The organism is Rhodobacterales bacterium HKCCA1288, from assembly GCA_015693905.1.
In the GTDB taxonomy this organism is placed as follows: domain Bacteria; phylum Pseudomonadota; class Alphaproteobacteria; order Rhodobacterales; family Rhodobacteraceae; genus M30B80.
Genome location: CP065161.1, coordinates 946,442 through 966,561 on the forward strand (window position 1 = coordinate 946,442; position 20,120 = coordinate 966,561).

Consider the following 20,120-nt stretch of genomic DNA (forward strand, 5'->3'; position numbering starts at 1 on the left):
AATCACCTGAACGGATCGGCGCGCCCCTAGGCCCTATTATGAAACCCGTTTCTAACTGCGCCTCAAATCGCTTTGGACTGGCGAATGGCCCCAATTCGGCTTGCCCGCGCAATTTGTCGCGGCTATAATGCCTCAGGGATTATCACCCAGAACAACACCAGTTTTCGCCAAATTTGCGACAGAATCTGTGGATACATCCGCAACAGCAATTGGTAGTCGGAGTAACATATGCCCAGTTCAATCGATATTTTGCCCTTACGCCCAGAGGATCGGAGCGCGTGGGAGGGGCTGTGGAAGGCCTATCTCGCATTCTACGAAACCACCCTCGCCGAGGCGGCGATTGACCTCAGCTTTACCCGCTACAGCACCCCTGCGCATAGTGATATGATGGCATGGTTGGCATGGCAGGATGGGCGCGCGACTGGTTTGGTTCATGTCATCTCTCACGCTCACGGGTGGAAGGCCGAACCCGTAACATATCTGCAAGATCTGTTTGTCGCTCCTGATGCACGCGGGCAGGGTATCGGGGCCGCTTTGATTGACCATGTCTGCGCCGATGCCGCAGCGGCAGGGCGGCCTTCGGTGTATTGGCTGACAGAAAGCCACAATGCGACCGCGCGGCGGCTTTATGATCGCGTGGCAACGGATACGGGCTTTGTGAAATATGCGAAATAAATTAAACCGCGCTTTTGGCCTTTTGGCGCTGCTCACGCTGTGCGCCTGCATGGCCGATATGCCGCGCGATGATGCGGCGGCGCGTCTTGCGCCCGCATTGGACACATCCTCATCTGATCTGCCAAGTTTTGGTGCGCCAAACCCAATCCGTTTCTCGCGCAGCAACCAATCCTTAGCTGAAGATTTCATGGCCCTCAGTTTTGTTTTGGAATCGGGGCGGCAAATCCCACGGATCAGCCGTTTTGAAGGGCCGATTACTGTGGCCCTTGCGCCCTCCGCCCCACCTGCATTGGAGGGGGAGCTGTCGCGCCTGCTGACCCGTCTGCGCACCGAAGCGGGGATTGCGATCAGCGCAACCGCCTATCGCACGAACAGCCCCGCAAAAATCACAATCGAGGCCCTGCCCGCCGAACGCATTGCGGCAGCCGTGCCTCAAGCGGCCTGTTTTGTCGTGCCCAATGCCAGCACATGGCAAGAATTCATCCGCCAACGAGGGCGCGTCACCTCCGATTGGGCGAGCCTCACCACCCGAAACCGCGCGGCTATTTTCCTGCCCGCCGATGCCAGCCTGCAAGAAATGCGTGATTGCCTCCACGAAGAATTGGGGCAGGCTTTGGGGCCATTGAACGACCTATATGACCTGACCGACAGTGTCTTTAACGATGACAATTTTCATGCGGTGCTCACCACGACCGATATGATGTTTCTGCGGATCTTCAACGACCCGTCCTTGCAAAGCGGCATGGGTCAGGCCGATGTCGCAGCGCGCCTGCCCGCGATTTTGGGGCGGATCAACCCGACAGGCGGTGTTGTGTCTAGCATCAATCTGGCCAACCGCGACAATCGGGCATGGTCAAATGCCATTGGTCGCGCGCTTGGCCCGAATATGCCCGAAGGACAGCGCCTTGAACACGCGCAAGCGGCGCTCAACATTGCGCAACGCTCAAACATGCGCGATGCGCGTTTGGGATTTAGCTATTATGCCTTGGGTCGGATTGCCTTGGCCCGCGACCCTGATCGTGCCGCAGCGGCCTTTGCATCAGCGCAAGATATATATCAACGCCTGCCCAACACCGATGTGCAGCGCGCCCATATCGCGATGCAAATCGGGGCCTTGGCCCTCGCGCGCGGGGATATGACCGCAGCACTTTTGCAAAGCACAACCGCCCTTCCGATTGCGCGGCGCAGTGAAAATGCCCATCTCTTGGCAAGCCTTTCAATGCTGCGCGCAACAGCACTCGAAGGATTGGGGCGCGGGTCTGAGGCGCAGAGATCACGGCTTGAAGCCTACGCATGGGGCCGCTATGGGTTTGCGGATCGCAGCCTGATGCAAATTCGTTTGGGCGAAATCGCAAATCTCGCTCCAAACGCAACTCAAGCCGCGCGCAATTAAGACGAGAAAAGGACAGCTTCGCATGATCCCCTTGCCCGCACTTCTTGGCCTTTTGGGCGGCATTGCCCTCGGCCTCTTTATGGCCTTTCGCAAAAAGGGCAATAAGCTAGACCTCTTGCATTATGGCGCGGTCTGCGGGCTGATCGGGTTCACTTTGGGCTATTTTGTGATGTTGGTCGTGCCTGCCCCCGTTTAGGCAACCCTTGCATAAGCACCCCTTGTCCGAGGCGCAGTGCCGCGCCATATCAGCCTTATGTTGAAGCTGACCCCGATCCTTTTGGCCATTGGCTACGCACTGCTCAGTTACCAGTTCTCAAGCTGGCGACTAAAGCGAGAGCTTGACGAACGCTCAACCCGTTTGGCCGATCCGCGACTGCGCGAAATCTCTAAGCGGATGGCCAAGGTGCTTGAGCTTGAGGATATTCCCGTCCATCTCTACGAGGTTGATGCCATCAATGGGCTTGCAGCACCAGATGGGCGCATTTTCATTACCCGTGGTTTTTATCAAAAATATCGCGCGGGCGAAGTCACCGCCGAAGAGCTGGCCTCGGTGATCGCGCATGAATTGGGCCATGTCTCACTGGGTCACACCAAGCGGCGGATGATTGATTTTTCGGGTCAAAATGCAATCCGTGTGGCCCTCAGCAGCCTTTTAGGGCGGTTGATCCCCGTTGCGGCGGTGGGGATTTGGGTCGCCAATATCCTCACCTCTCTTTTGGCCGCGCGCCTAAGCCGTGCCGATGAATACGAGGCGGATGCCTATGCCGCCTCATTATTGACGGCAAGCGGCATCGGGACAGAGCCGCAAAAATCGCTCTTTCGGAAACTCGAAGCCCTGTCTGGCGGAGGATTGCGCGGGGGGGCGGCGTGGCTGATGAGCCATCCAAGCACGGCTGATCGGATCAAAGCCATCGAAACCCTAGAAGATAAATGGCGCGGGCAAATCCGCTAATCTGCAAGGCGTTTCGCCAATTTTGGCAGGCGCGCGCGCTTTAGCATTTTGCGCAGATCAGATGGCGCCTCGCGCAAATCATTCATGCGCGCCAGAACGCCCGCGCAAATTTTGGCCACTAAGTCAGGCTCCTGCGCCCAGATATCGCACAGATAACTGTCAGGATGCAGGGCCACGATATCATGGCCCGCCAACTCAGCCCGCGGAAAATCGCGCAGGTTAAAGGTCAAAATGGCTTCGGCCTTTCCCGCGATGGCGGTGGCCAACACATGAATATCAGCACGATCAGGCAGATAAAGCCGCGCTTCCATCTCAGGGTCCGCTTCGATGACGGCAGCGGGGAAATTGGCCCGCAGCAGCGCAATTTCGCCGCGTGCAATCATCCCCCCCTCAGGCCCAAGATTACGCTCTGCCGCACGGGCCCATTCCTCGAGAATGCGATCTGACCACAGGGGCGTCATCTGCCCTGCCTGCGCAAGCCCGATCAAACAGTCGCGCAGAACCGTAGGATAAAGCACACAGGCATCAAGACAGAGCCTCATGGCATTAGGCGGAAGGCCAAAGCCTTCAGATAGCCTGTTGCAGTCAAACTTGGATGTTGCGGATGATCAGGCCCCGCGAAGCCCGTATAGATCAATCGCGCCTCACGCCCCGCGCGCCCGATGCCGCGCAAACACGCGGCGCGGAATTTTTCCAGATCCGCCGCGTGCGAACAGGAGCATAGGATCAGAACACCCCCCTCAGCCACCAAGGGGGCTGACAAACGTGCAACGCGTTCATAGGCGCGCAGGCCTTTTTCCAAAGCGGGCTTGGACGGCGCAAATGCAGGTGGATCGGCCACGACAAGATCAAACTGCGCAGCCTCGCCTGCCAAGGCCTCAAGAAGGTCAAAAGCATCCCCTTGGCGGGTGGAAAATCGCGCCTCGGCCCCCATGGCCTTGGCCCCTTGCGTTGCCAGATCAAGCGCCGCTTGCGAGGCATCAACCGACAGGGCCGATCGCGCACCCGCCGCCAGACTTGCCAAAGCAAACCCGCCGACATGCGAGAATACATCCAAAACCCTCGCATCCTTGGCCAATTGCGCAGCAAAGGCGTGGTTGGGGCGCTGGTCGTAAAAGAGACCCGTCTTTTGCCCCCCCATCACATCGGCCATATAAGTGGCCCCGTTCATGACCACGGGCAATGGCCCAGAAATCGGCGCGCCAGAAAGCTGCACCATCTCCTCGGGTAGGTTTTCCGCGGCGCGCGCACGGGACGTGCCGTTCTTGATCAGCGTTTCAGCGCCCGTCACATGGCGCAAAGCGGTCGCGATCTCCTCAATCCGATCTTCTAGCCAAATCGCATTGGGTTGGATCACCAAACAGTCGCCAAAGCGGTCAACGATCAAACCTGGCAACCCATCCCCCTCGGCATGGATCAGGCGGTAATAGGGGGCGGGATAGATCTTATGGCGCAGGTCATGGGCCGCTTGGATTTTTGCCTGCAGCCACGCAGAATCTATCACGACATCCGCGCGGCGCTCCAAAACCCGAAAAGCAATCTTCGCCTCAGGTGTCGCGATGCCAAGGGCCAGCGGATTGCGCTCGGCATCCTCTAAAATGGCAAGACTGCCTGCCGCAATCGCGCGGCTGCGGCGATCAAGCACCAGATCATCGGCCCAAGCCCAAGGGTGACCAAAGCGGATGGCACGCGCATCGGCCTTGGGACGCAGACGCAAAACGGGAAGGGGCGAAGGATTATGTGTCATGCCCCGCCTTTAGCTCAGAATACCGCGCCCTGAAAGAGGGCGCGAGATTAGAATATGACGCCCGATGGGGCCACAGGCAGTCGGAATTCGGAAATCATCCAATCATGCATCCGCGCCTCGATGCGCACACGCTGGGTCAGACCCATGGCTTCGGCTTCTACGGCGCGCCGCCCGCCATAAGCGGCAAAGGTCAAGTCACGCGATGCGGGGCCATAGACCAAGGCACCCGTTGTCGCGTCATAGAGCGAAAAGGTGAATTCGATCTCATGCTCACCGCCAAAGGTGCTGCGCACCAAGGGTGTCTGGGCGTGAAAGAACGACACGTTGAGTTGCAAAACCACTTCACGGCTGCCCTCAAAGGCAGGCAGAAGCCCGCGCATAGGCCGCTCTAGAATGTCACGCACTTGGGCATAGCGATCCCCATAGGGCTCATCCTGCCACAAAAGTTCGACATTGGGTTTCATGGTATTTGCTTCAGAGGTACTAAGGCTGCGCGGCACATTCACGCGCACATCTGTGATCCTCCAGCCCCGCTCACGCATCAACGCCGCAAGGGTGGGTTGGGTTTGTGCCGATGGGTTTGAAACATTTCCGGCAACATCGAAAAAGGTGGATGTGTCAAAGGCGTTGGTCGCTTCGCGGGTTACTGTCCCGTTCGAGACACAGGCCGAAGCCGAGAGCGCCACGGCAACAAGGCCTAATGCGGTTTTCAATCGTGACATATCTTCCCCCATTCTGGGTTTCTTCTCTATCGCAGTGGCCAAGATAGGCGCAGATGCGACTCAAGAATTGTGCTCGTTTTCAGCACCAATGACCCATAAATGAGGCGGAAATAAGAAAGCCTCGGCACATTGCCGAGGCTATTCTTGATCTCAAACCCCTGCGCGCAGAGGCCGCGCGAGGCGAGGGCCGTAAAATTAGGCCAAATGCGCCGCTTGTTTGCCGCCCAATTTTGCAACAGCGCGGAAGGGGGCGCCAAGTGCGTTAAAGAGTGCGCCAAAGATTTCTTTCATCGCTTCAGCGCGCAAACGGCGGGCTTCAAGCTCTACACGGCGAACATCAGCGAAAGAATAAACAGAAGCAGTTGTCATTTCATTTCTCCTATATGGCTGTCACATCAGCCTTTCTGCTATGCAGCATATGGGACAGCATGGGTGACTTACCACTGCCGATTTGATCATCCCGCCATGCGCCAGGCGCATAGCTCATTAAAAAGCCTATGCGCCTGGCGGCAAAGGTGCGGCTTCCATCGGAAGCGGTGTGGGCATCTCAGGCAGGTCAACCACAGGCGGTGCTGCTACAGGCGGCGGCGCAAGCCCTCCAGTCGCGCGCATCGTAATTTCTTTGCCAAGGCGCACGGCGCGCATGCCTGACTTTTGTCCCAACCGACCGCGCAACACGGCCCGCCCTGTCACATCCTCAAGCCGTATTTCGGTCAATGTTGCATCTGTAAACGGCAGCACAGTGCCGACAGACAGCCCCTCAACCTCAACAAAAGGCAGTTTGCGGCGCATCAAAATGGCCTCAAGCGAAACGCTAGCCTCGCCAATTGCAGCGCCCCATGCCGCGCGCCATTTCTGCCGCTCTGCCTCGGTGAATTTGCGCATCTTTTTAGGCGCTTGGGCCACGGCATCGGCGCGCCCAATGACAGGCAGGATCAACGCGATCTGCCCCGATTTCACCCCGCCGCCCAACTCAAGGCTTAATTTCCACATGTGATAATCCCGCTCCTCCAAAATCAAAGGCAAGCGATGACGTTCTTCTACAGGTTCCCCCAAAGACAGACGCAACGGCCAATCGCGGGCTTGAAAATCGCCGAATTCCCGCGCGCAGCCGGCCAAAAGTAGGTCGATAAAATCGCGCACCAACACGATATCAACCCGCGTCACGGGGCGGGCGGGGCCTGTTTGTGCCTCAACCCGACCCGTTGTCTGAACCTCGACCATGGCATCGACAATGCCCGAGGACAGCGCCACCGCGCCGTAAATCATAGCTTCTCCTGCACCAGTTTGATCGGGCACTTGCCCCTCGAGAAGGGCGACAAACCCGTCTGTGGGCATGACCATGCCCAAATCCCCCAGATCGCGACCCCAATGAAAGGTCGAGTCTAATGCATTCGGGGAAAGTGTGCCGTAACTGTCACCTGCTGCAATCAAGGCCCGCTGCACCCCACGGATCACCCGCGCCTCTTGCCGCGGATCTGGCGGGGTCGTGGCACTGGCCTGCCGCGGCAGATCACGGCCCAGCATTTTGGACAGGATCCGCGTGTGATCGGATCGATTTTTTGAAATGCCTTCTGTCATCCTGCGCGCTTTCTGCCCCCAAACTCATCGGCCTTTCGGGGATCATAGCCGCGCAAAGGTTGAGCAAAGTTTAAGCCGCGCGCGCCTCCGCTTTGGGAAGGCGCACCAAAAACACGGCTCCGCCTTCTGACGGCACATAGTGCAGCCCCCCGCCAAGGCGCTGCATGATCTCGCGGCTGATGGCCAGACCCAACCCCGCGCCTTGTGCGGGGCGCGTGCCATCAAGGCGCACGAATTTCTCGAAAATCAAACTTCTCTGGCGCTCAGGAATGCCTGCACCATTATCGGCAAATTCCACCTCAAGATGTCGCGCTGTCTCGCGCAGGGTGATGGTGAGGCGCGGGGCCTCTGCCTCGCAATATTTCTGGGCGTTCGAAATCAAATTGATAAAGACCTGCGCCAAACGATCTGCGTCCGTGTTCAGACGAAAGCCCGCCTCCTCCGTCCCATTGTAAATGATCTCAAGGCGATGGCTTTCCTCAAGGGCGGCGGTGGCATTAATCGCCCGCTCTAACACCCGCGCGAGATGCACCTCACTGGGGTTCAGAGAGACATGGCCATTCTCGAGAACGGATAAATCCAGCAAATCATCCAGAAGCCGTGTCAGACGGCGGCTTTCATCATGGATGATCTTCGAGAACCGCGCCCGCGCCGCGTCATCCAAACCGTCAGATTGCATCAGGATTTCAGAAAACGCGCGAATAGAGGTCATAGGCGTGCGCAATTCATGGCTGATCTGCGATAGAAACGCATCTTTTTGCACAGAGAGTTCCGTCAGCTTTTGGTTCACCTCACGCAAGCGCGCCGCGGTGCGGGCCAATTCCGCCGATTGCGCCTCAAGTTTCGATGAATATTCCATGATCTGCGCGGTCTCATCGGCCACAGCCAGAAGGTCTTGCACCGACACGCCTGCGCCGCCCGTAATTTGCCCGACCATCGCATGGGCTGTTGCAGCACCGACAGACCCCGCCAGTTCCCGTTCAAGGCGCTCTAGAAAATCGGGGGTTGGATCGGGCAATTCACTGTCCCGCCCCTGCGCGCGGGCCGCCTGCCCAAACAGACGCGCCGCGCGCCCCGCCCCTAAAATACGCCGCGCCATGATCAAAAGATCATCAGCCGTGCCCTGCGCCGCCTGCCACCCCGATGGGGCATGGGTGTAGTCAAACACTTTGACAAATTGCGCGCCCTGCAAGCGCTCTAGCGGGGACGGGAAGCTTGCCAAAGATACCACGATAAACACAACCGTGTTCAGCCCCAAAGACAGCACCATCGCCGTCAAGAGCGGGTCTGTTCCAGCCATGCCAAGGAAATTATTGGGGCGCAGCCATTGCACTCCCATTGGCCCCAAGGTCAGCACATCATGCAGCAATTCACCCGCAAAGGCATTTGGCAGCAATAGAAGCCACGCCCATACGGCAAAGCCCGTCAAAATGCCCGCCCCTGCCCCAAGCCGCGTGGCCCCGCGCCAGAATATGCCCCCTGCAAGCGCAGGCAAAACCTGCGCCACGCCCAAAAAGGCAATCAACCCCATTGCGGCCAAAGCCTCGGTTCCGCCAGAAAGGCGGTAATAGGCAAGGCCCAGCGCCATGATCCCGAGGATCGAAAACCGCCGCGCCATCAGCGCCACGCGGCGCATATCGCCAGACATCGGATCATCGTGGCGCGTGGCGCGCAGCCAGACAGGCATAATAATATGGTTCGACAACATCGTAGCCAAGGCCAAGGCCGCCACAATGACCATTGAGGTGGCAGCAGAAAACCCGCCCAAAAACGCAAGCAGGGCTAGGAATTCGCGCCCTTGCGACAAAGGCAGGGTCAGAACGAACAAATCAGGGTTCGCGCCTTGCGGCATTTCTTGCAGGCCAGCCACAGCAATTGGCACCACGAAAATCGAAATCAGCAGCATATAAAGCGGGAAGGCCCAAGCCGCCGTTGCCAGATGCCGCTCGTCAGAGTTTTCTACGACCAAGACCTGAAACATCCGCGGCAGGCACAAAATCGCGGCCCCCGATAACAGTGTTAAACCGACCCAACGCGCGCCATTGGACGAGATCGAGGCAAGCGGGCTTGCATCTATCCGCGCCAACATATCCATCGGGCCAGAAGCCACGCCCCAGACCACGAAGACGCCCACAGCGATCAGGGCGAATAACTTGACGATGGCCTCTAGGGCAATAGCGGAAACCAGACCCGGGTGACGCTCGTTCACATCCAAAGAGCGCGTCCCAAACACGATGGTAAAGAGCGCAAGCCCCCCCGCAACCCATATGGCCATCAGGCCTGTATCCATCTCGCGCCCTGAATTTGGCGTGATAAAGGCAGAGAAAGACAGCGTCACTGATTGCATCTGCAAGGCGATATAGGGCGTGGCCCCGATCACCATGAGGATGGTCACGATCGCAGCCAATCCCCCCGATTTCCCATATCGAGACGAGATCATATCCGCGATAGATGTGATCCTTTGCGTGCGCCCAATGCGCACCAATTTTCGCAAGATCCAGAACCATCCGATGAAGACCAAGGTCGGGCCAAGATAGATCGTGATAAACTCAAGTCCTGATCGCGCGGCAGACCCGACCGCGCCGTAAAATGTCCATGCGGTGGTGTAGATCGACAATGACAGCGTATAGGTCACAGGGGATTGCAGCCAACGTGCCTTGCCCTCGGCTGCGCGTTTCTCCGCCCAAAAAGCCGCGCCAAAAAGCCCCACCACATACAGAACCGCAACCGCGACCAACCCGTCAAAGGACAGCATCACCCCTCCCCCGATGCTGGATCGGCCGCAGGGTCTGGGAGGTCTGCGGAGGCATCTTCGCGCTCAATCTGGCGCAGCGCGCGCGACAGAATATAGGTGATTACAATCAAGATTGTCCAAACCGCGAAAAAATAGACAAGCCAGAATGATATCCCCCCTGCCAGTTGCTCGCGCGGGGTGAGGATGAAGGCGGGGCCAAAGAACAACAATCCCCCAAAGACAGGCATCAAAGCAGCCGCATCACGCAGGCGATTCTTGCGATAGCTTTCGCGTTCAAGAAACAAATGCCTGCGCGCAGGTGGCGCCGCGCGAGACGTGTCGCGTGGGGGGCTCATTTAGGCCGATCCTTTTTGCACGGCTGATTTTGCCCCGCGTTCGTCCAAAATTTGGGTCAAAAGTTGCAACATTTCGGAATTGGAAAAGGGTTTGGTCAAATAGGCATCCGCCCCCAACCCAAGCGCCGTCTCGCGATCCTTGGCTTGACCCTTTGCGGTCAGCATGACCACAGGCAATGCCTCCGTGCTTGGATCAGCGCGCAGGTCACGCAGAATATCCAAGCCCGATCTGCCAGGCAGCATGACATCTAATACGATCAGATCAGGGCCATAGCGTTTGACCTCCTCCACGGCGGTGGCCCCATTGCCGTGGCTGCGCACCTCCATTCCAGCACGCGAGAGGATGAACGTGATGGCCTCAAGAATATTGGCCTCATCCTCAACCAGCAAAATGCGGTTCGTCATGATGTCCCTCCCCACAGCAGATATGGGCTTGGCGTTTGCGCCTTCTGTCCCACGCTGCTTTTCCTATGGAATCCCCGCGACACCGCTTTTGTCAATCTTTCTGCATCAAGACCCTAGGCCAGAACAGAAGGCACGCGGCGCGCGGCACAGGCGTCACGCGGGCAAACATGACAACCAGACCCAATGGGAAGCGCGGTTTGCGGCAGGGCATTCTCAGCGTTCTGCAAAGGACGTAGAAGCATCGTTGCATTCAAAATTGGCGCGGCTGCAAACCCCGCACCGCCGCGTGGTTGCGCCACTGCCCATGCATGATAGGCCAAACCGTTGGGCAATTCCAAAACCCCATCCGTTGGCATCATTGGGCGCGACAGCACGGTATATAGCGGCCATAAGGGGCAGCCCGCCCCAAAGCGCGGGATAGAAAACCCCGTAATACGTTTGCGGAACATCAGCGCGCCCGAAGCATCGCAAATCGCAAGTCCGAATTCAGGCATATCAGGGTCAGGCGGCAGCGTGGCCAAGCGGCGCAAGATCAAGGCCACATCCCCCTGCCCTAGATGCAGCAATTGAGACGGGCTATAGCCCACGGATTTGGCGGCAGATTGAAACTGCGCCAAGGGCAATCGCGCAGCATCTTGCGCATAGGCCTGCAACATAGCACGCGCCAAATCCCGCGCTGTGCGATCCTCCATCCCAGCGGCGCGCGCAATCACCGCGTCTATCGCGTCCACCCCATGCGTCTCAATCGCCGCAAAATGATGCCCTGCCGCGTCAAACATGGCCTCAACCGTTTCTTGCGCTGTTGAACTTGCGCCCTCATTTGTGTCGCCTTGTTGCTCAAAATGGCTGAGCATTTGCGTGGCCCGCAACGAGAGGCGTTCTGCTTCCTCGTTGAGGTTGCGATGAAAGCGGGCACGCCATTGCGTTTCGAGATCAGGCTCGCGCACCAAAATATCAGCGGTCGAACGGATTGCCGCAACGCTTGAGAGGATCTCATGCATGGCTTCAGCCAAAACAGGATCATTGGCCAAACGATCCTGCAAACTATCAATCATCGCCTCAAGCGCGGTGATCCTTTTCTGCTGCAAGGTCAAAACCCCCGACCATCCTGGAAAGCGGCCAGACAATTCATCAATGCGATCCAATTCTGGCTCAGCCAAAAGGTTCGGGCGCAAATCTGTCGCGGCCTTGTGCAGCGCGTCAAAAACCGTTGCGTCCGCGCCTGATGACAGGGCGGTCGGCTCGACCGATAGGGCGCGGGCAATATCGACCAATAATTTACCGCCAATTCGGCGGCGGCCATGCTCAATCAGATTGAGATAACTGGGCGAAATCTCGACCGCTTTCGCCAAATCAGCCTGCCGCATCCCCAAAGCACTGCGGCGTTGACGGATACGACTGCCTGTTAGCGCGCTGCTTGAAGGCAGGGCGGCGGTTTTCGTTGTAGGGGGCAGGTCAGCATGGCTCATACTCCCTGCTTATCGCAAGTTGGGCGGCCTTGTAAAAGAATTTACTAACCGCCTCTCGCCTGCCCTACTGGTTGCAGATCATGCGCCCTTCCTCGGTGAGGATTGGCAGCAAAGTGGTTTCGACCACGCCATTATAGAGATACCAGTAACAGTTATCTTCCATCAGGCGCACGCGGCCAATATCTTGCCCATCCGCTGCCAACTCGACCAAAGCCTCTGGCAATTCAACCAAATAGCCCTCGTCATCCACAGGCGGGCTTGTGACGCAACCCGTCAAAAACGCGGCCATCGCCACGGCCCCTGCTGCAAATCGCAGATTTGATCCAGTGAAGTTCAGTATCATCACGACAGAGGCCCCCTATGGCGCATTTGGTTTTTATATGGGCAAGCACACAGCCGCACCCCGCTGTTCATCAAATCAGATCAATGCAGTTTTTTCAACACATCTGCCAATGTTCCGATCAATTGATCAATATGCGATTTCTCAATGATCAACGGCGGGGACATGGCGATAATATCGCCCGTGGTGCGGATCAAGATGCCTTTTTCATAGGCGTCAAGGAAGGCTGCAAAGGCGCGCTTGGCTGGCTCGCCTGCAATCGGCTCCAGCTCGATCGCACCAATCAAACCCATATTGCGGATGTCTTTGACATGCGGCAGGCCTTTCAGGCTATGCAGCGCCTCTTGCCAATACGGGGCAAGTTGGGCTGCACGCTCGAAAAGGCCCTCTTCCGTATAGGTTTCGAGCGTAGCAATCCCTGCCGCAGAGGCAATCGGGCTGCCTGAATAGGTATAGCCGTGGAAGAGCTCAATCATATGTTCTGGGCCTTGCATAAAGGCATCGTGAATTTCCTTTGTGGCCAGAACCGCCCCCATGGGGATCACACCATTGGTCAAGCCTTTGGCACAGGTGATCAGATCAGGCATGACCCCGAAATGTTCCGCAGCAAAGGACGAGCCCAGACGACCAAACCCTGTGATCACCTCGTCAAAAATCAGCAAAATGCCATGTTTCCGGGTGATCTCGCGCAGGCGCTCAAGATATCCTTTGGGCGGCAGAAGCACACCCGTTGAGCCCGCCATAGGCTCGACAATCACGGCGGCAATGGTTTCAGGCCCGTGCAGCGCCACGATCCGCTCGAGATCATCGGCAAGATGCGCGCCATGCTCAGGCTGACCTTTGCTATAAGCGTTTTCAGCCAGATGCGTATGTGGCAGGTGATCGACACCTGTCAGCAAACTGCCGAAGAATTTGCGGTTATTGACGATGCCGCCCACAGAAATCCCGCCGAAATTTACACCATGATAGCCGCGCTCGCGTCCAATCAGGCGGGTGCGGCTGCCTTGGCCGATGGCCCGCTGATAGGCCAGCGCAATTTTCAAAGCTGTTTCAACGGACTCAGAGCCCGAATTCGTAAAGAACACATGCTCAAAAGGCGCAGGCGCCATATCCCGCAGGCGAGAGGCCAATTCAAACGCCACAGGATGCCCCATCTGGAACGCAGGCGCATAATCCAATTCGCCTGCCTGTTTGCGGATGGCTTCGACAATTTTGGGTCGATTATGACCTGCATTGCAGCACCACAATCCCGCCGTCCCATCCAAAACATCGCGCCCATCCGCTGTTTTGTAGAACATCCCATCGGCTGAGACGAGCATCCGAGGCGCTTTCTTGAACTGCCGATTGGCGGTAAACGGCATCCAAAATGCCGAAAGATCATTGGGTGTGTTCGACCGATCCAAAGCCATGATGCATCTCTCCCGTGGCAAAAGCGCCCTAGTTCCGTTTCCAAGAATATGAACGCCTTTATTGGCTGTGGCGCAAGAGGGAACGGGGCAAATCTATGCGCATATCCTCAATCATTGCATGCGCAATCGTTCTGGCCTATCACAGAAGATGCAAATACAGATAAGGAAAGAAATGCGCATTCGTTGCAAAAGAAGCATAATTTTTTGACCATCTGGTGCTTTCCACTCTGGCCGAGGTGGCATATAGAACTTCTGATTTTGCGGCAATTTAGGGCGCAAACATAAGCGAAGGGCTCAGCCAAAGGCGGGCGAATAATCTGCGAGGGATCCATGAGCAAGAATACGCATGACGGTGACGTTGGCTTTATCAAAGCCTTGGCGGAGTTGCTGCGCGAAAACGATCTGACCGAATTGGAAGTTATCCGCGAGTATGGCGAAGATGACAGCCTGAATGTGCGCGTGGCGCGGCAAATCCATGCGGCCCCCGTTGCAATGGCCCCTGCCCCAGTTGCAGCAGCCCCATCTGCAGCGGCCCCCGTTGCCGCCGCCGCACCCGCAGCGGCCCCTGCCGCCGCCGAAGACCCAACCCAAAGCCCAAATGCGCTGACCTCTCCAATGGTGGGCACCGCATATCTCGCACCAGAACCTGGCGCGGCGGCCTTTGTCTCGGTGGGCGATAAAGTCGCCGAAGGTCAGCCTGTCTTGATCATCGAAGCAATGAAAACCATGAACCAAATCCCAAGCCCGCGCGCAGGCACGGTGAAACGGATTTTGGTGGAAGATGGCTCACCCGTGGAATTCGGCGCGCCATTGATGATCATCGAATAAGATGGCTGCCCGCATGTTCAAAAAAATTCTCATCGCCAATCGCGGGGAAATCGCGCTGCGCGTGATCCGTGCCGCGCGCGAAATGGGTATTGAGACAGTCGCTGTGCATTCCACCGCCGATGCTGATGCGATGCATGTGCGCATGGCCGATGAAAGTGTGTGTATCGGCCCCCCCGCCAGCACCAACAGCTATCTGTCGATCCCCTCTATCATCTCGGCATGCGAGATCACGGGGGCCGAAGCGATTCACCCTGGCTATGGGTTTCTCTCCGAGAACGCGAATTTCGTGCAAATCGTAGAGGATCACGGGATCAAATTCATTGGCCCCTCTGCCGAGCATATCCGCATCATGGGCGATAAAATCACCGCGAAAGAAACGGCAAAGGCGCTTGGTATTCCTTGCGTCCCCGGCTCTGAGGGGGGCGTTCCCGATCTGGACGCGGCCAAGAAAGTCGCCGCCGATATGGGCTACCCCGTCATTATCAAAGCCACTGCAGGGGGCGGCGGTCGCGGCATGAAAGTGGCGCAAAGCGCCAAGGACTTGGAAAACGCATTCCGCACGGCGCGCAGCGAGGCGAAATCTGCCTTTGGCAATGACGCAGTTTATATTGAGAAATACCTCACCACGCCGCGCCATATTGAGGTGCAGGTATTTGGCGATGGTAAGGGCAATGCGGTTCATTTGGGCGAGCGGGATTGTTCGCTGCAGCGCCGTCACCAAAAGGTCTTCGAAGAGGCCCCAGGCCCCTGCATAAGCGAAAAGGAACGCGCCGAGATCGGGGCGATCTGTGCCAATGCGATTGCCAAAATGGGATATGAGGGTGCTGGCACAATTGAATTTCTCTACGAGAAAGGCGCGTTTTATTTCATTGAAATGAACACCCGCTTGCAGGTGGAGCATCCCGTGACCGAAGGGATTTTCGGGGTGGATTTGGTGCGCGAGCAAATTCGCGTGGCAGCGGGCCTGCCGCTCAGCTTTGCGCAGGAAGATTTGCAGATCAACGGCCATGCCATTGAGGTGCGGATCAACGCGGAAAAAGTGCCACAATTCTCCCCCTGCCCCGGCAAGATCACGCAATATCACGCCCCAGGTGGCTTGGGTGTAAGGATGGATAGCGCGCTTTATGATGGCTACCGCATCCCGCCTTATTATGACAGCTTGATTGCCAAGCTGATCGTTCATGGCCGTGACCGACCCGAGGCGCTTGCCCGCCTAAAGCGCGCCTTGTCGGAATTGATTGTGGATGGTGTCGACACCACGGTGCCCTTGTTCCACGATTTGCTCGACCAAGAGGCGGTGCAAACAGGCCAATATAACATCCACTGGCTGGAACATTGGCTGGAAGAAACCTTCGGCAAGGCCTAATTCTAGCACGAAATCAAAGATCACAGGCCAAAATGCGTGCAGCATTTTGGCCTTTATCATGCTAAATTTCATTCATGCCCGACACCCAAGCCGCCCTTGAAATTACCCCGCAACTTCTGTTGCAAGCCTATGCAGCGGGCATATTTCCAATGTCCGAGGGCCGCGATGACCCAAACCTATTTTGGGTTGAGCCAAAACGGCGCGGGATCATTCCTCTAGATGGCTTTCACATATCCCGCAGCCTTGCGCGCAAGATCCGCCAAAACCCGTTTGAGATTAGGATCAATAGTGATTTTGCAGGTGTTGTGGCGGCCTGTGCGGATCGGGATGAAACATGGATCAACGCAGAAATAACCGCTTTATACAGCGCGCTGCATGAGGAAGGCTTCGCCCATTCCCTTGAGCTGTGGCAAGGGCGTGATCTGGTGGGTGGTGTCTATGGGGTGGCGCTTGGGGCTGCGTTTTTTGGGGAAAGTATGTTTTCGCGGGTGCGTGATGCCTCGAAAATTGCGCTCGCCTATTTGGTCGCGCGCCTCAATGCAGGCGGGTTCACGCTCTTTGATGTGCAATTTACCACGCCCCATTTGATCCGTTTAGGTGCTATCGAGATCTCGCGCATCGACTATCGCAAGCGGCTTGATGCGGCGCTTGAGAAACAGGCAGATTTCATGGCGGGCGGGGCCCTATTCACCCCTCAGGATGTGCTACAGCGCAACACCCATACATCATAGCGCGGGTGATCAAAGGCGATCAGCGCGGGGCTAGAGGCCACCATCCATCCATCAAACAAGGCCCGCCCATCGGTGTCGGTGATGCGCATATGGGCGAAAGCATCTGAATTGGCGTCACCCTCAGGATAACGGCATTCAACCATTTCAACCGTGATACGGCCAAGCCGCGCCGCGGCCCCAGTCGCCAATTCCAAATCACGCGACTGCGCCAAGGTTTTGTCCAAGGCGCGCAACAGCGCCCCTGACCCCGTTTCTGTTGCGATTTCTGTGATAGACGTCACGCCGCCCAAATCAGGTTCAGCGGGGCTTGTTTCCAAGAGGACGCCCGATTGCCCCGCATCGCCATTATCGGTCAGGGTCACATCCCCGTTTTCCTCTTGCGGCACGATCACAGGCGCCACCTCCCCCATAGCGGGGGCAGGCGCGATAACTGTGCCGCTGCCAAGAGGAAGGCTGCCTTCACCAAAGGTTTGCGGGCGGCTTGTCTCTGCACCAGTATCAAGCGGCAAAGGATCAATCGGGATCACAACAATGCCATCGGCGGACACTTGCCCATTCAAACCCAAGGATTGATCTTGCGCGCTCACAGGGCCTACGCAAATGGCTGATATCAACGCCAATCCCGCCAGACGCGCCCGCATGTTACTGCCCAGATCCCGAGAAGGCGCGCATCAGCAAGGTCACAAGGCTGACCGAACTTTGTGTGTTTAACACCTCATCCCCAGCGGCCAAGTTAAACGGCGAACCACCCGGTTGGATGTCAACAAATGACCCACCCAAAAGCCCCTCTGAGGCGATGCTAACAATGCTGTCATCAGGCAAAAGAATATCGTCACGGATATTCAAGGTCGCTTCTGCGCGGAAGGTGGCAGGGTCAAGATTGAGGCTACTGACAGTGCCAACCCGAACGCCCGCAAGGCGCACATCTGTGCCAATCCCGATCCCTTCTGCAGAGCGGAACAGCGCCGATACCTCGTAGCTTGACCCCGTGCTGCGCCCGATCCCGCCGATTTCAGCGGCATAGAGCAGAAACCCCGCAGCTACGGCCAAGACCGCACCGCCGACCAAAATTTCGCTCAATCTATTTTCGGCCATCACGGAACCCCTCTCATGCTGCCAAAAAAGCGCACAGGCTTATTCGGGGCTCCATGCCTCGTAATCCTTGCGCGCGACTGGTGCGGCCTGACGCAACGAACCCGCAGGCGCATAGGCCGCTTCTGATCCCGTCAGGTTCATTTCGTGCTCTTTTTCCCACGCTTTACGCGCAAGCGGCGCATCGGCAGGGGATTTATCCCATGTGTGATGCAACCAGCCATGCCAATCAGGGCTGATGCGGCTGGCTTCGGCCTCGCCATTGAAAATCACCCAACGGCGTTTGCCATCGCGGGATTGGTAGAACACATTGCCCTGCGCATCCTCACCCACCTTCTGGCCCTTCCGCCAAGTGTAGAGTTGCGTTCCAACCGTCTGACCATTCCACCAAGTCACAAGGCGCAGCAGGAATGAGAGCATGACAATCTCCAAACTAAATCGCGTGTCGTTTTGTCTTCTAATGCCGCAACACGCCGCTAAGGTCTAGGGGCAATGCCAATAACAACTGCGACAGATGTTGTTTTGCACACGCCAGCGCCCTAAACATAACCCTCAGGGAAACACGCGAGGAGAAAAACGCCATGTCCGACCCCAAAAGCCTAAAATTTGACACGCTGCAGATCCATGCAGGTGCGCATCCAGACCCTGCAACCGGCGCACGCCAAACGCCGATCTATCAAACCACGGCCTATGTGTTCAAAGATGCTGATCACGCGGCGCGTCTGTTTAACTTGCAAGAGGTCGGCTTTATTTACTCGCGCCTGACCAACCCCACAGTCGCTGTGCTACAAGAGCGGATCGCGACCCTAGAGGGAGGTGTTGGTGCGGTTTGTTGCTCGTCTGGTCATGCGGCGCAGATCATGGCCCTGTTTCCGCTCATGGGCCCAGGCTGCAACATCGTGGCCTCTACGCGCCTTTATGGCGGCACAGTCACCCAATTCAGCCAGACCATCAAACGCTTTGGGTGGTCTGCAAAATTTGTTGATTTCGATGATCTTGACGCGGTGAAAGCGGCGATTGACGATAACACGCGCGCCGTGTTCTGCGAGGCCATCGCAAACCCGGGTGGCTATATCACCGATCTGCGCAGCATTGCGAATATCGCAGATGGCGCAGGCATCCCCTTGATCGTGGATAACACCTCTGCAACCCCCTATCTCTGCCGCCCAATTGAACATGGCGCGACATTGGTTGTGCATTCCACCACAAAATATCTCACAGGCAATGGCACTGTCACAGGCGGCTGTGTGGTTGATAGCGGCAAATTTGACTGGTCAGCCAGTGATAAATTTCCTTCGCTCTCGGCACCGGAACCTGCCTATCATGGCCTAAAATTCCACGAGGCGTTGGGGCCGATGGCCTTTACCTTCCACTCAATCGCGATTGGCTTGCGCGATTTGGGGATGACCATGAACCCGCAAGCGGCGCATTACACGCTGATGGGGATTGAGACCTTGTCGCTGCGGATGCAGCGCCATGTTGAGAATGCCGCGAAAATCGCTGCATGGCTTGAAAAGGATCCCCGCGTTGATTTCGTGACCTATGCGGGTCTGCCATCCTCGCCATATCATGGGCGGGTCAAGGATATCTGCCCCAAAGGTGCGGGCGCATTATTCACCTTTGCCGTGAAAGGCGGATATGAGGCCTGTGTGAAACTGGTAGATAGTCTTGAGCTGTTCAGCCATGTCGCCAATTTGGGCGATACGCGTTCGCTGATCATTCATTCAGCATCAACCACCCACCGCCAGCTGACCCCAGAACAGCAACAAGCAGCGGGGGCAGCACCTAATGTGGTGCGTGTCTCCATTGGGATTGAAGATGCAGATGATCTGATTGCCGATCTTGATCAGGCCTTGGCCAAAGCAACCGCGTAAACCTTGCGCCACTGAAAAAGAAAAACCCCCGTCCAAACAGATTTGGATGGGGGTTTTTGATAGGTTCGGGCAGAGGCCAGTGTCGGCTGCTAAACTGGGGACTGGCCTCTGCCCCGGGCTACGATGGGGTTACGGAGTAGCCCGCACCCAACCTGCAAGATTGGCCAGCTGCAGGAGGGGTGTTCGAATATCTGCGGAAAAGTCCCAAATTGATACACCCGACTAAGGTGCTTGCATCAAGAATTCAGGTCTGAGATTTCCCCGTGAATCGCATGTGACACATCGGGCGCTCGTTTTCAATCATTTTGATTATTTTTTATGAATTTCAATGCAGAGAAGGCGTTGCATTTGGGAAACATATATGAATTATAGTTACATATAGATATGAGATATGAGCGGCTTAGCGGCGAGATTGGTATAACCGCGCGGTCAGTTATTACGGAGTT

At 56.9% G+C, this 20,120-nt stretch carries 22 protein-coding genes; 8 read left to right on the plus strand and 14 right to left on the minus strand.

Annotated elements, in window-relative coordinates; genetic code table 11:
• Positions 1-228 precede the first annotated feature (228 nt).
• The 4 genes from I3V23_04620 to I3V23_04635 are packed head-to-tail and all read left to right on the plus strand — an operon-like array spanning position 229 to position 3,020.
• Positions 229-675, plus strand: a complete 447-nt coding sequence (locus I3V23_04620; protein QPI86262.1) for a GNAT family N-acetyltransferase — start codon at positions 229-231, stop codon at positions 673-675.
• On the plus strand, positions 665-2,068 hold the full coding sequence (locus I3V23_04625) for a DUF2927 domain-containing protein (protein QPI86263.1): 1,404 nt from the start codon (positions 665-667) through the stop codon (positions 2,066-2,068). Before I3V23_04620 ends, I3V23_04625 begins: the two co-directional genes overlap by 11 nt.
• Before the next feature lie 22 nt (positions 2,069-2,090).
• A complete protein-coding gene (locus I3V23_04630) occupies positions 2,091-2,264 on the plus strand; it encodes a hypothetical protein (protein ID QPI86844.1) in 174 nt (57 codons plus the stop codon).
• A 57-nt stretch (positions 2,265-2,321) separates the two neighbouring features.
• Positions 2,322-3,020, plus strand: a complete 699-nt coding sequence (locus tag I3V23_04635) for a M48 family metallopeptidase (protein QPI86688.1) — start codon at positions 2,322-2,324, stop codon at positions 3,018-3,020.
• On the opposite strand, the gene I3V23_04640 is transcribed toward I3V23_04635, so the two are convergent.
• From I3V23_04640 to I3V23_04690, 11 genes are all read right to left on the minus strand, one after another.
• Positions 3,017-3,562, minus strand: a complete 546-nt coding sequence (locus I3V23_04640; GenBank protein ID QPI86264.1) for a PIN domain-containing protein — start codon at positions 3,560-3,562, stop codon at positions 3,017-3,019. The genes I3V23_04635 and I3V23_04640 overlap by 4 nt on opposite strands.
• A complete protein-coding gene (locus tag I3V23_04645; protein ID QPI86265.1) occupies positions 3,559-4,767 on the minus strand; it encodes a class I SAM-dependent rRNA methyltransferase in 1,209 nt (402 codons plus the stop codon). Before I3V23_04645 ends, I3V23_04640 begins: the two co-directional genes overlap by 4 nt.
• 47 nt (positions 4,768-4,814) lie before the next feature.
• Entirely contained in the window at positions 4,815-5,489 is a 675-nt protein-coding gene (locus I3V23_04650; GenBank protein QPI86266.1) for a hypothetical protein, read from the minus strand.
• A gap of 195 nt (positions 5,490-5,684) precedes the next feature.
• A complete protein-coding gene (locus I3V23_04655; protein ID QPI86267.1) occupies positions 5,685-5,858 on the minus strand; it encodes a hypothetical protein in 174 nt (57 codons plus the stop codon).
• A gap of 126 nt (positions 5,859-5,984) precedes the next feature.
• A complete protein-coding gene (locus I3V23_04660; protein QPI86268.1) occupies positions 5,985-7,070 on the minus strand; it encodes a FliM/FliN family flagellar motor switch protein in 1,086 nt (361 codons plus the stop codon).
• Positions 7,071-7,140: 70 nt separating this feature from the next.
• Complete coding sequence (locus I3V23_04665; protein QPI86269.1) at positions 7,141-9,825, minus strand: sodium:solute symporter; 2,685 nt, start codon at positions 9,823-9,825, stop codon at positions 7,141-7,143.
• Entirely contained in the window at positions 9,825-10,160 is a 336-nt protein-coding gene (locus I3V23_04670; GenBank protein QPI86270.1) for a hypothetical protein, read from the minus strand. Before I3V23_04670 ends, I3V23_04665 begins: the two co-directional genes overlap by 1 nt.
• Positions 10,161-10,565, minus strand: a complete 405-nt coding sequence (locus I3V23_04675) for a response regulator (GenBank protein QPI86271.1) — start codon at positions 10,563-10,565, stop codon at positions 10,161-10,163.
• 113 nt (positions 10,566-10,678) lie between these two features.
• Positions 10,679-12,034 (minus strand): DUF2083 domain-containing protein, encoded by a 1,356-nt coding sequence (locus I3V23_04680; protein QPI86272.1) that lies wholly within the window; start codon positions 12,032-12,034, stop codon positions 10,679-10,681.
• 64 nt (positions 12,035-12,098) lie between these two features.
• Positions 12,099-12,380, minus strand: a complete 282-nt coding sequence (locus I3V23_04685; GenBank protein ID QPI86273.1) for a hypothetical protein — start codon at positions 12,378-12,380, stop codon at positions 12,099-12,101.
• Between the two features lie 77 nt (positions 12,381-12,457).
• Positions 12,458-13,783, minus strand: coding sequence for an aspartate aminotransferase family protein (locus I3V23_04690; protein QPI86274.1), 1,326 nt, complete (start codon positions 13,781-13,783; stop codon positions 12,458-12,460).
• Positions 13,784-14,113: 330 nt separating this feature from the next.
• On the opposite strand from I3V23_04690, the gene accB reads away from it, so the two are divergent.
• The 3 genes from accB to I3V23_04705 all read left to right on the plus strand — a co-directional run bounded on the left by accB (position 14,114) and on the right by I3V23_04705 (position 16,708).
• A complete protein-coding gene (accB, locus tag I3V23_04695) occupies positions 14,114-14,611 on the plus strand; it encodes an acetyl-CoA carboxylase biotin carboxyl carrier protein (protein QPI86275.1) in 498 nt (165 codons plus the stop codon).
• 13 nt (positions 14,612-14,624) lie between these two features.
• On the plus strand, positions 14,625-15,977 hold the full coding sequence (gene accC / locus I3V23_04700) for an acetyl-CoA carboxylase biotin carboxylase subunit (GenBank protein ID QPI86276.1): 1,353 nt from the start codon (positions 14,625-14,627) through the stop codon (positions 15,975-15,977).
• Positions 15,978-16,051: 74 nt separating this feature from the next.
• Positions 16,052-16,708, plus strand: a complete 657-nt coding sequence (locus tag I3V23_04705; protein ID QPI86277.1) for a leucyl/phenylalanyl-tRNA--protein transferase — start codon at positions 16,052-16,054, stop codon at positions 16,706-16,708.
• Here the strand turns inward: I3V23_04705 and I3V23_04710 are convergent.
• The 3 genes from I3V23_04710 to I3V23_04720 all read right to left on the minus strand — a co-directional run bounded on the left by I3V23_04710 (position 16,672) and on the right by I3V23_04720 (position 18,226).
• Positions 16,672-17,118, minus strand: a complete 447-nt coding sequence (locus tag I3V23_04710; protein QPI86689.1) for a DUF2155 domain-containing protein — start codon at positions 17,116-17,118, stop codon at positions 16,672-16,674. The genes I3V23_04705 and I3V23_04710 overlap by 37 nt on opposite strands.
• A gap of 232 nt (positions 17,119-17,350) precedes the next feature.
• Complete coding sequence (gene mlaD, locus I3V23_04715; GenBank protein QPI86278.1) at positions 17,351-17,803, minus strand: outer membrane lipid asymmetry maintenance protein MlaD; 453 nt, start codon at positions 17,801-17,803, stop codon at positions 17,351-17,353.
• A 39-nt stretch (positions 17,804-17,842) separates the two neighbouring features.
• Positions 17,843-18,226 (minus strand): NADH:ubiquinone oxidoreductase subunit NDUFA12, encoded by a 384-nt coding sequence (locus I3V23_04720; GenBank protein ID QPI86690.1) that lies wholly within the window; start codon positions 18,224-18,226, stop codon positions 17,843-17,845.
• A gap of 155 nt (positions 18,227-18,381) precedes the next feature.
• Here I3V23_04720 and I3V23_04725 point away from each other — a divergent pair, with 155 nt between their 5' ends.
• On the plus strand, positions 18,382-19,674 hold the full coding sequence (locus tag I3V23_04725; protein QPI86279.1) for a PLP-dependent transferase: 1,293 nt from the start codon (positions 18,382-18,384) through the stop codon (positions 19,672-19,674).
• Positions 19,675-20,120: the final 446 nt, after the last annotated feature.

Excerpts from the sequence above, each read along its gene's own strand:
- I3V23_04680 (QPI86272.1), bottom strand. The coding sequence starts at position 12,034 with ATGAGCCATGCTGACCTGCCCCCTACAACGAAAACCGCCGCCCTGCCT.
- I3V23_04650 (QPI86266.1), bottom strand. The coding sequence starts at position 5,489 with ATGTCACGATTGAAAACCGCATTAGGCCTTGTTGCCGTGGCGCTCTCG.
- accB (QPI86275.1), top strand. The coding sequence starts at position 14,114 with ATGAGCAAGAATACGCATGACGGTGACGTTGGCTTTATCAAAGCCTTG.
- I3V23_04710 (QPI86689.1), bottom strand. The coding sequence starts at position 17,118 with ATGGGGGAGGTGGCGCCTGTGATCGTGCCGCAAGAGGAAAACGGGGAT.
- I3V23_04665 (QPI86269.1), bottom strand. The coding sequence starts at position 9,825 with ATGCTGTCCTTTGACGGGTTGGTCGCGGTTGCGGTTCTGTATGTGGTG.
- I3V23_04630 (QPI86844.1), top strand. The coding sequence starts at position 2,091 with ATGATCCCCTTGCCCGCACTTCTTGGCCTTTTGGGCGGCATTGCCCTC.
- I3V23_04690 (QPI86274.1), bottom strand. The coding sequence starts at position 13,783 with ATGGCTTTGGATCGGTCGAACACACCCAATGATCTTTCGGCATTTTGG.
- I3V23_04660 (QPI86268.1), bottom strand. The coding sequence starts at position 7,070 with ATGACAGAAGGCATTTCAAAAAATCGATCCGATCACACGCGGATCCTG.
- I3V23_04645 (QPI86265.1), bottom strand. The coding sequence starts at position 4,767 with ATGACACATAATCCTTCGCCCCTTCCCGTTTTGCGTCTGCGTCCCAAG.
- I3V23_04670 (QPI86270.1), bottom strand. The coding sequence starts at position 10,160 with ATGAGCCCCCCACGCGACACGTCTCGCGCGGCGCCACCTGCGCGCAGG.
- I3V23_04675 (QPI86271.1), bottom strand. The coding sequence starts at position 10,565 with ATGACGAACCGCATTTTGCTGGTTGAGGATGAGGCCAATATTCTTGAG.
- I3V23_04625 (QPI86263.1), top strand. The coding sequence starts at position 665 with ATGCGAAATAAATTAAACCGCGCTTTTGGCCTTTTGGCGCTGCTCACG.
- I3V23_04640 (QPI86264.1), bottom strand. The coding sequence starts at position 3,562 with ATGAGGCTCTGTCTTGATGCCTGTGTGCTTTATCCTACGGTTCTGCGC.
- I3V23_04620 (QPI86262.1), top strand. The coding sequence starts at position 229 with ATGCCCAGTTCAATCGATATTTTGCCCTTACGCCCAGAGGATCGGAGC.
- I3V23_04705 (QPI86277.1), top strand. The coding sequence starts at position 16,052 with ATGCCCGACACCCAAGCCGCCCTTGAAATTACCCCGCAACTTCTGTTG.
- I3V23_04655 (QPI86267.1), bottom strand. The coding sequence starts at position 5,858 with ATGACAACTGCTTCTGTTTATTCTTTCGCTGATGTTCGCCGTGTAGAG.
- I3V23_04635 (QPI86688.1), top strand. The coding sequence starts at position 2,322 with ATGTTGAAGCTGACCCCGATCCTTTTGGCCATTGGCTACGCACTGCTC.
- mlaD (QPI86278.1), bottom strand. The coding sequence starts at position 17,803 with ATGGCCGAAAATAGATTGAGCGAAATTTTGGTCGGCGGTGCGGTCTTG.
- I3V23_04725 (QPI86279.1), top strand. The coding sequence starts at position 18,382 with ATGTCCGACCCCAAAAGCCTAAAATTTGACACGCTGCAGATCCATGCA.
- accC (QPI86276.1), top strand. The coding sequence starts at position 14,625 with ATGTTCAAAAAAATTCTCATCGCCAATCGCGGGGAAATCGCGCTGCGC.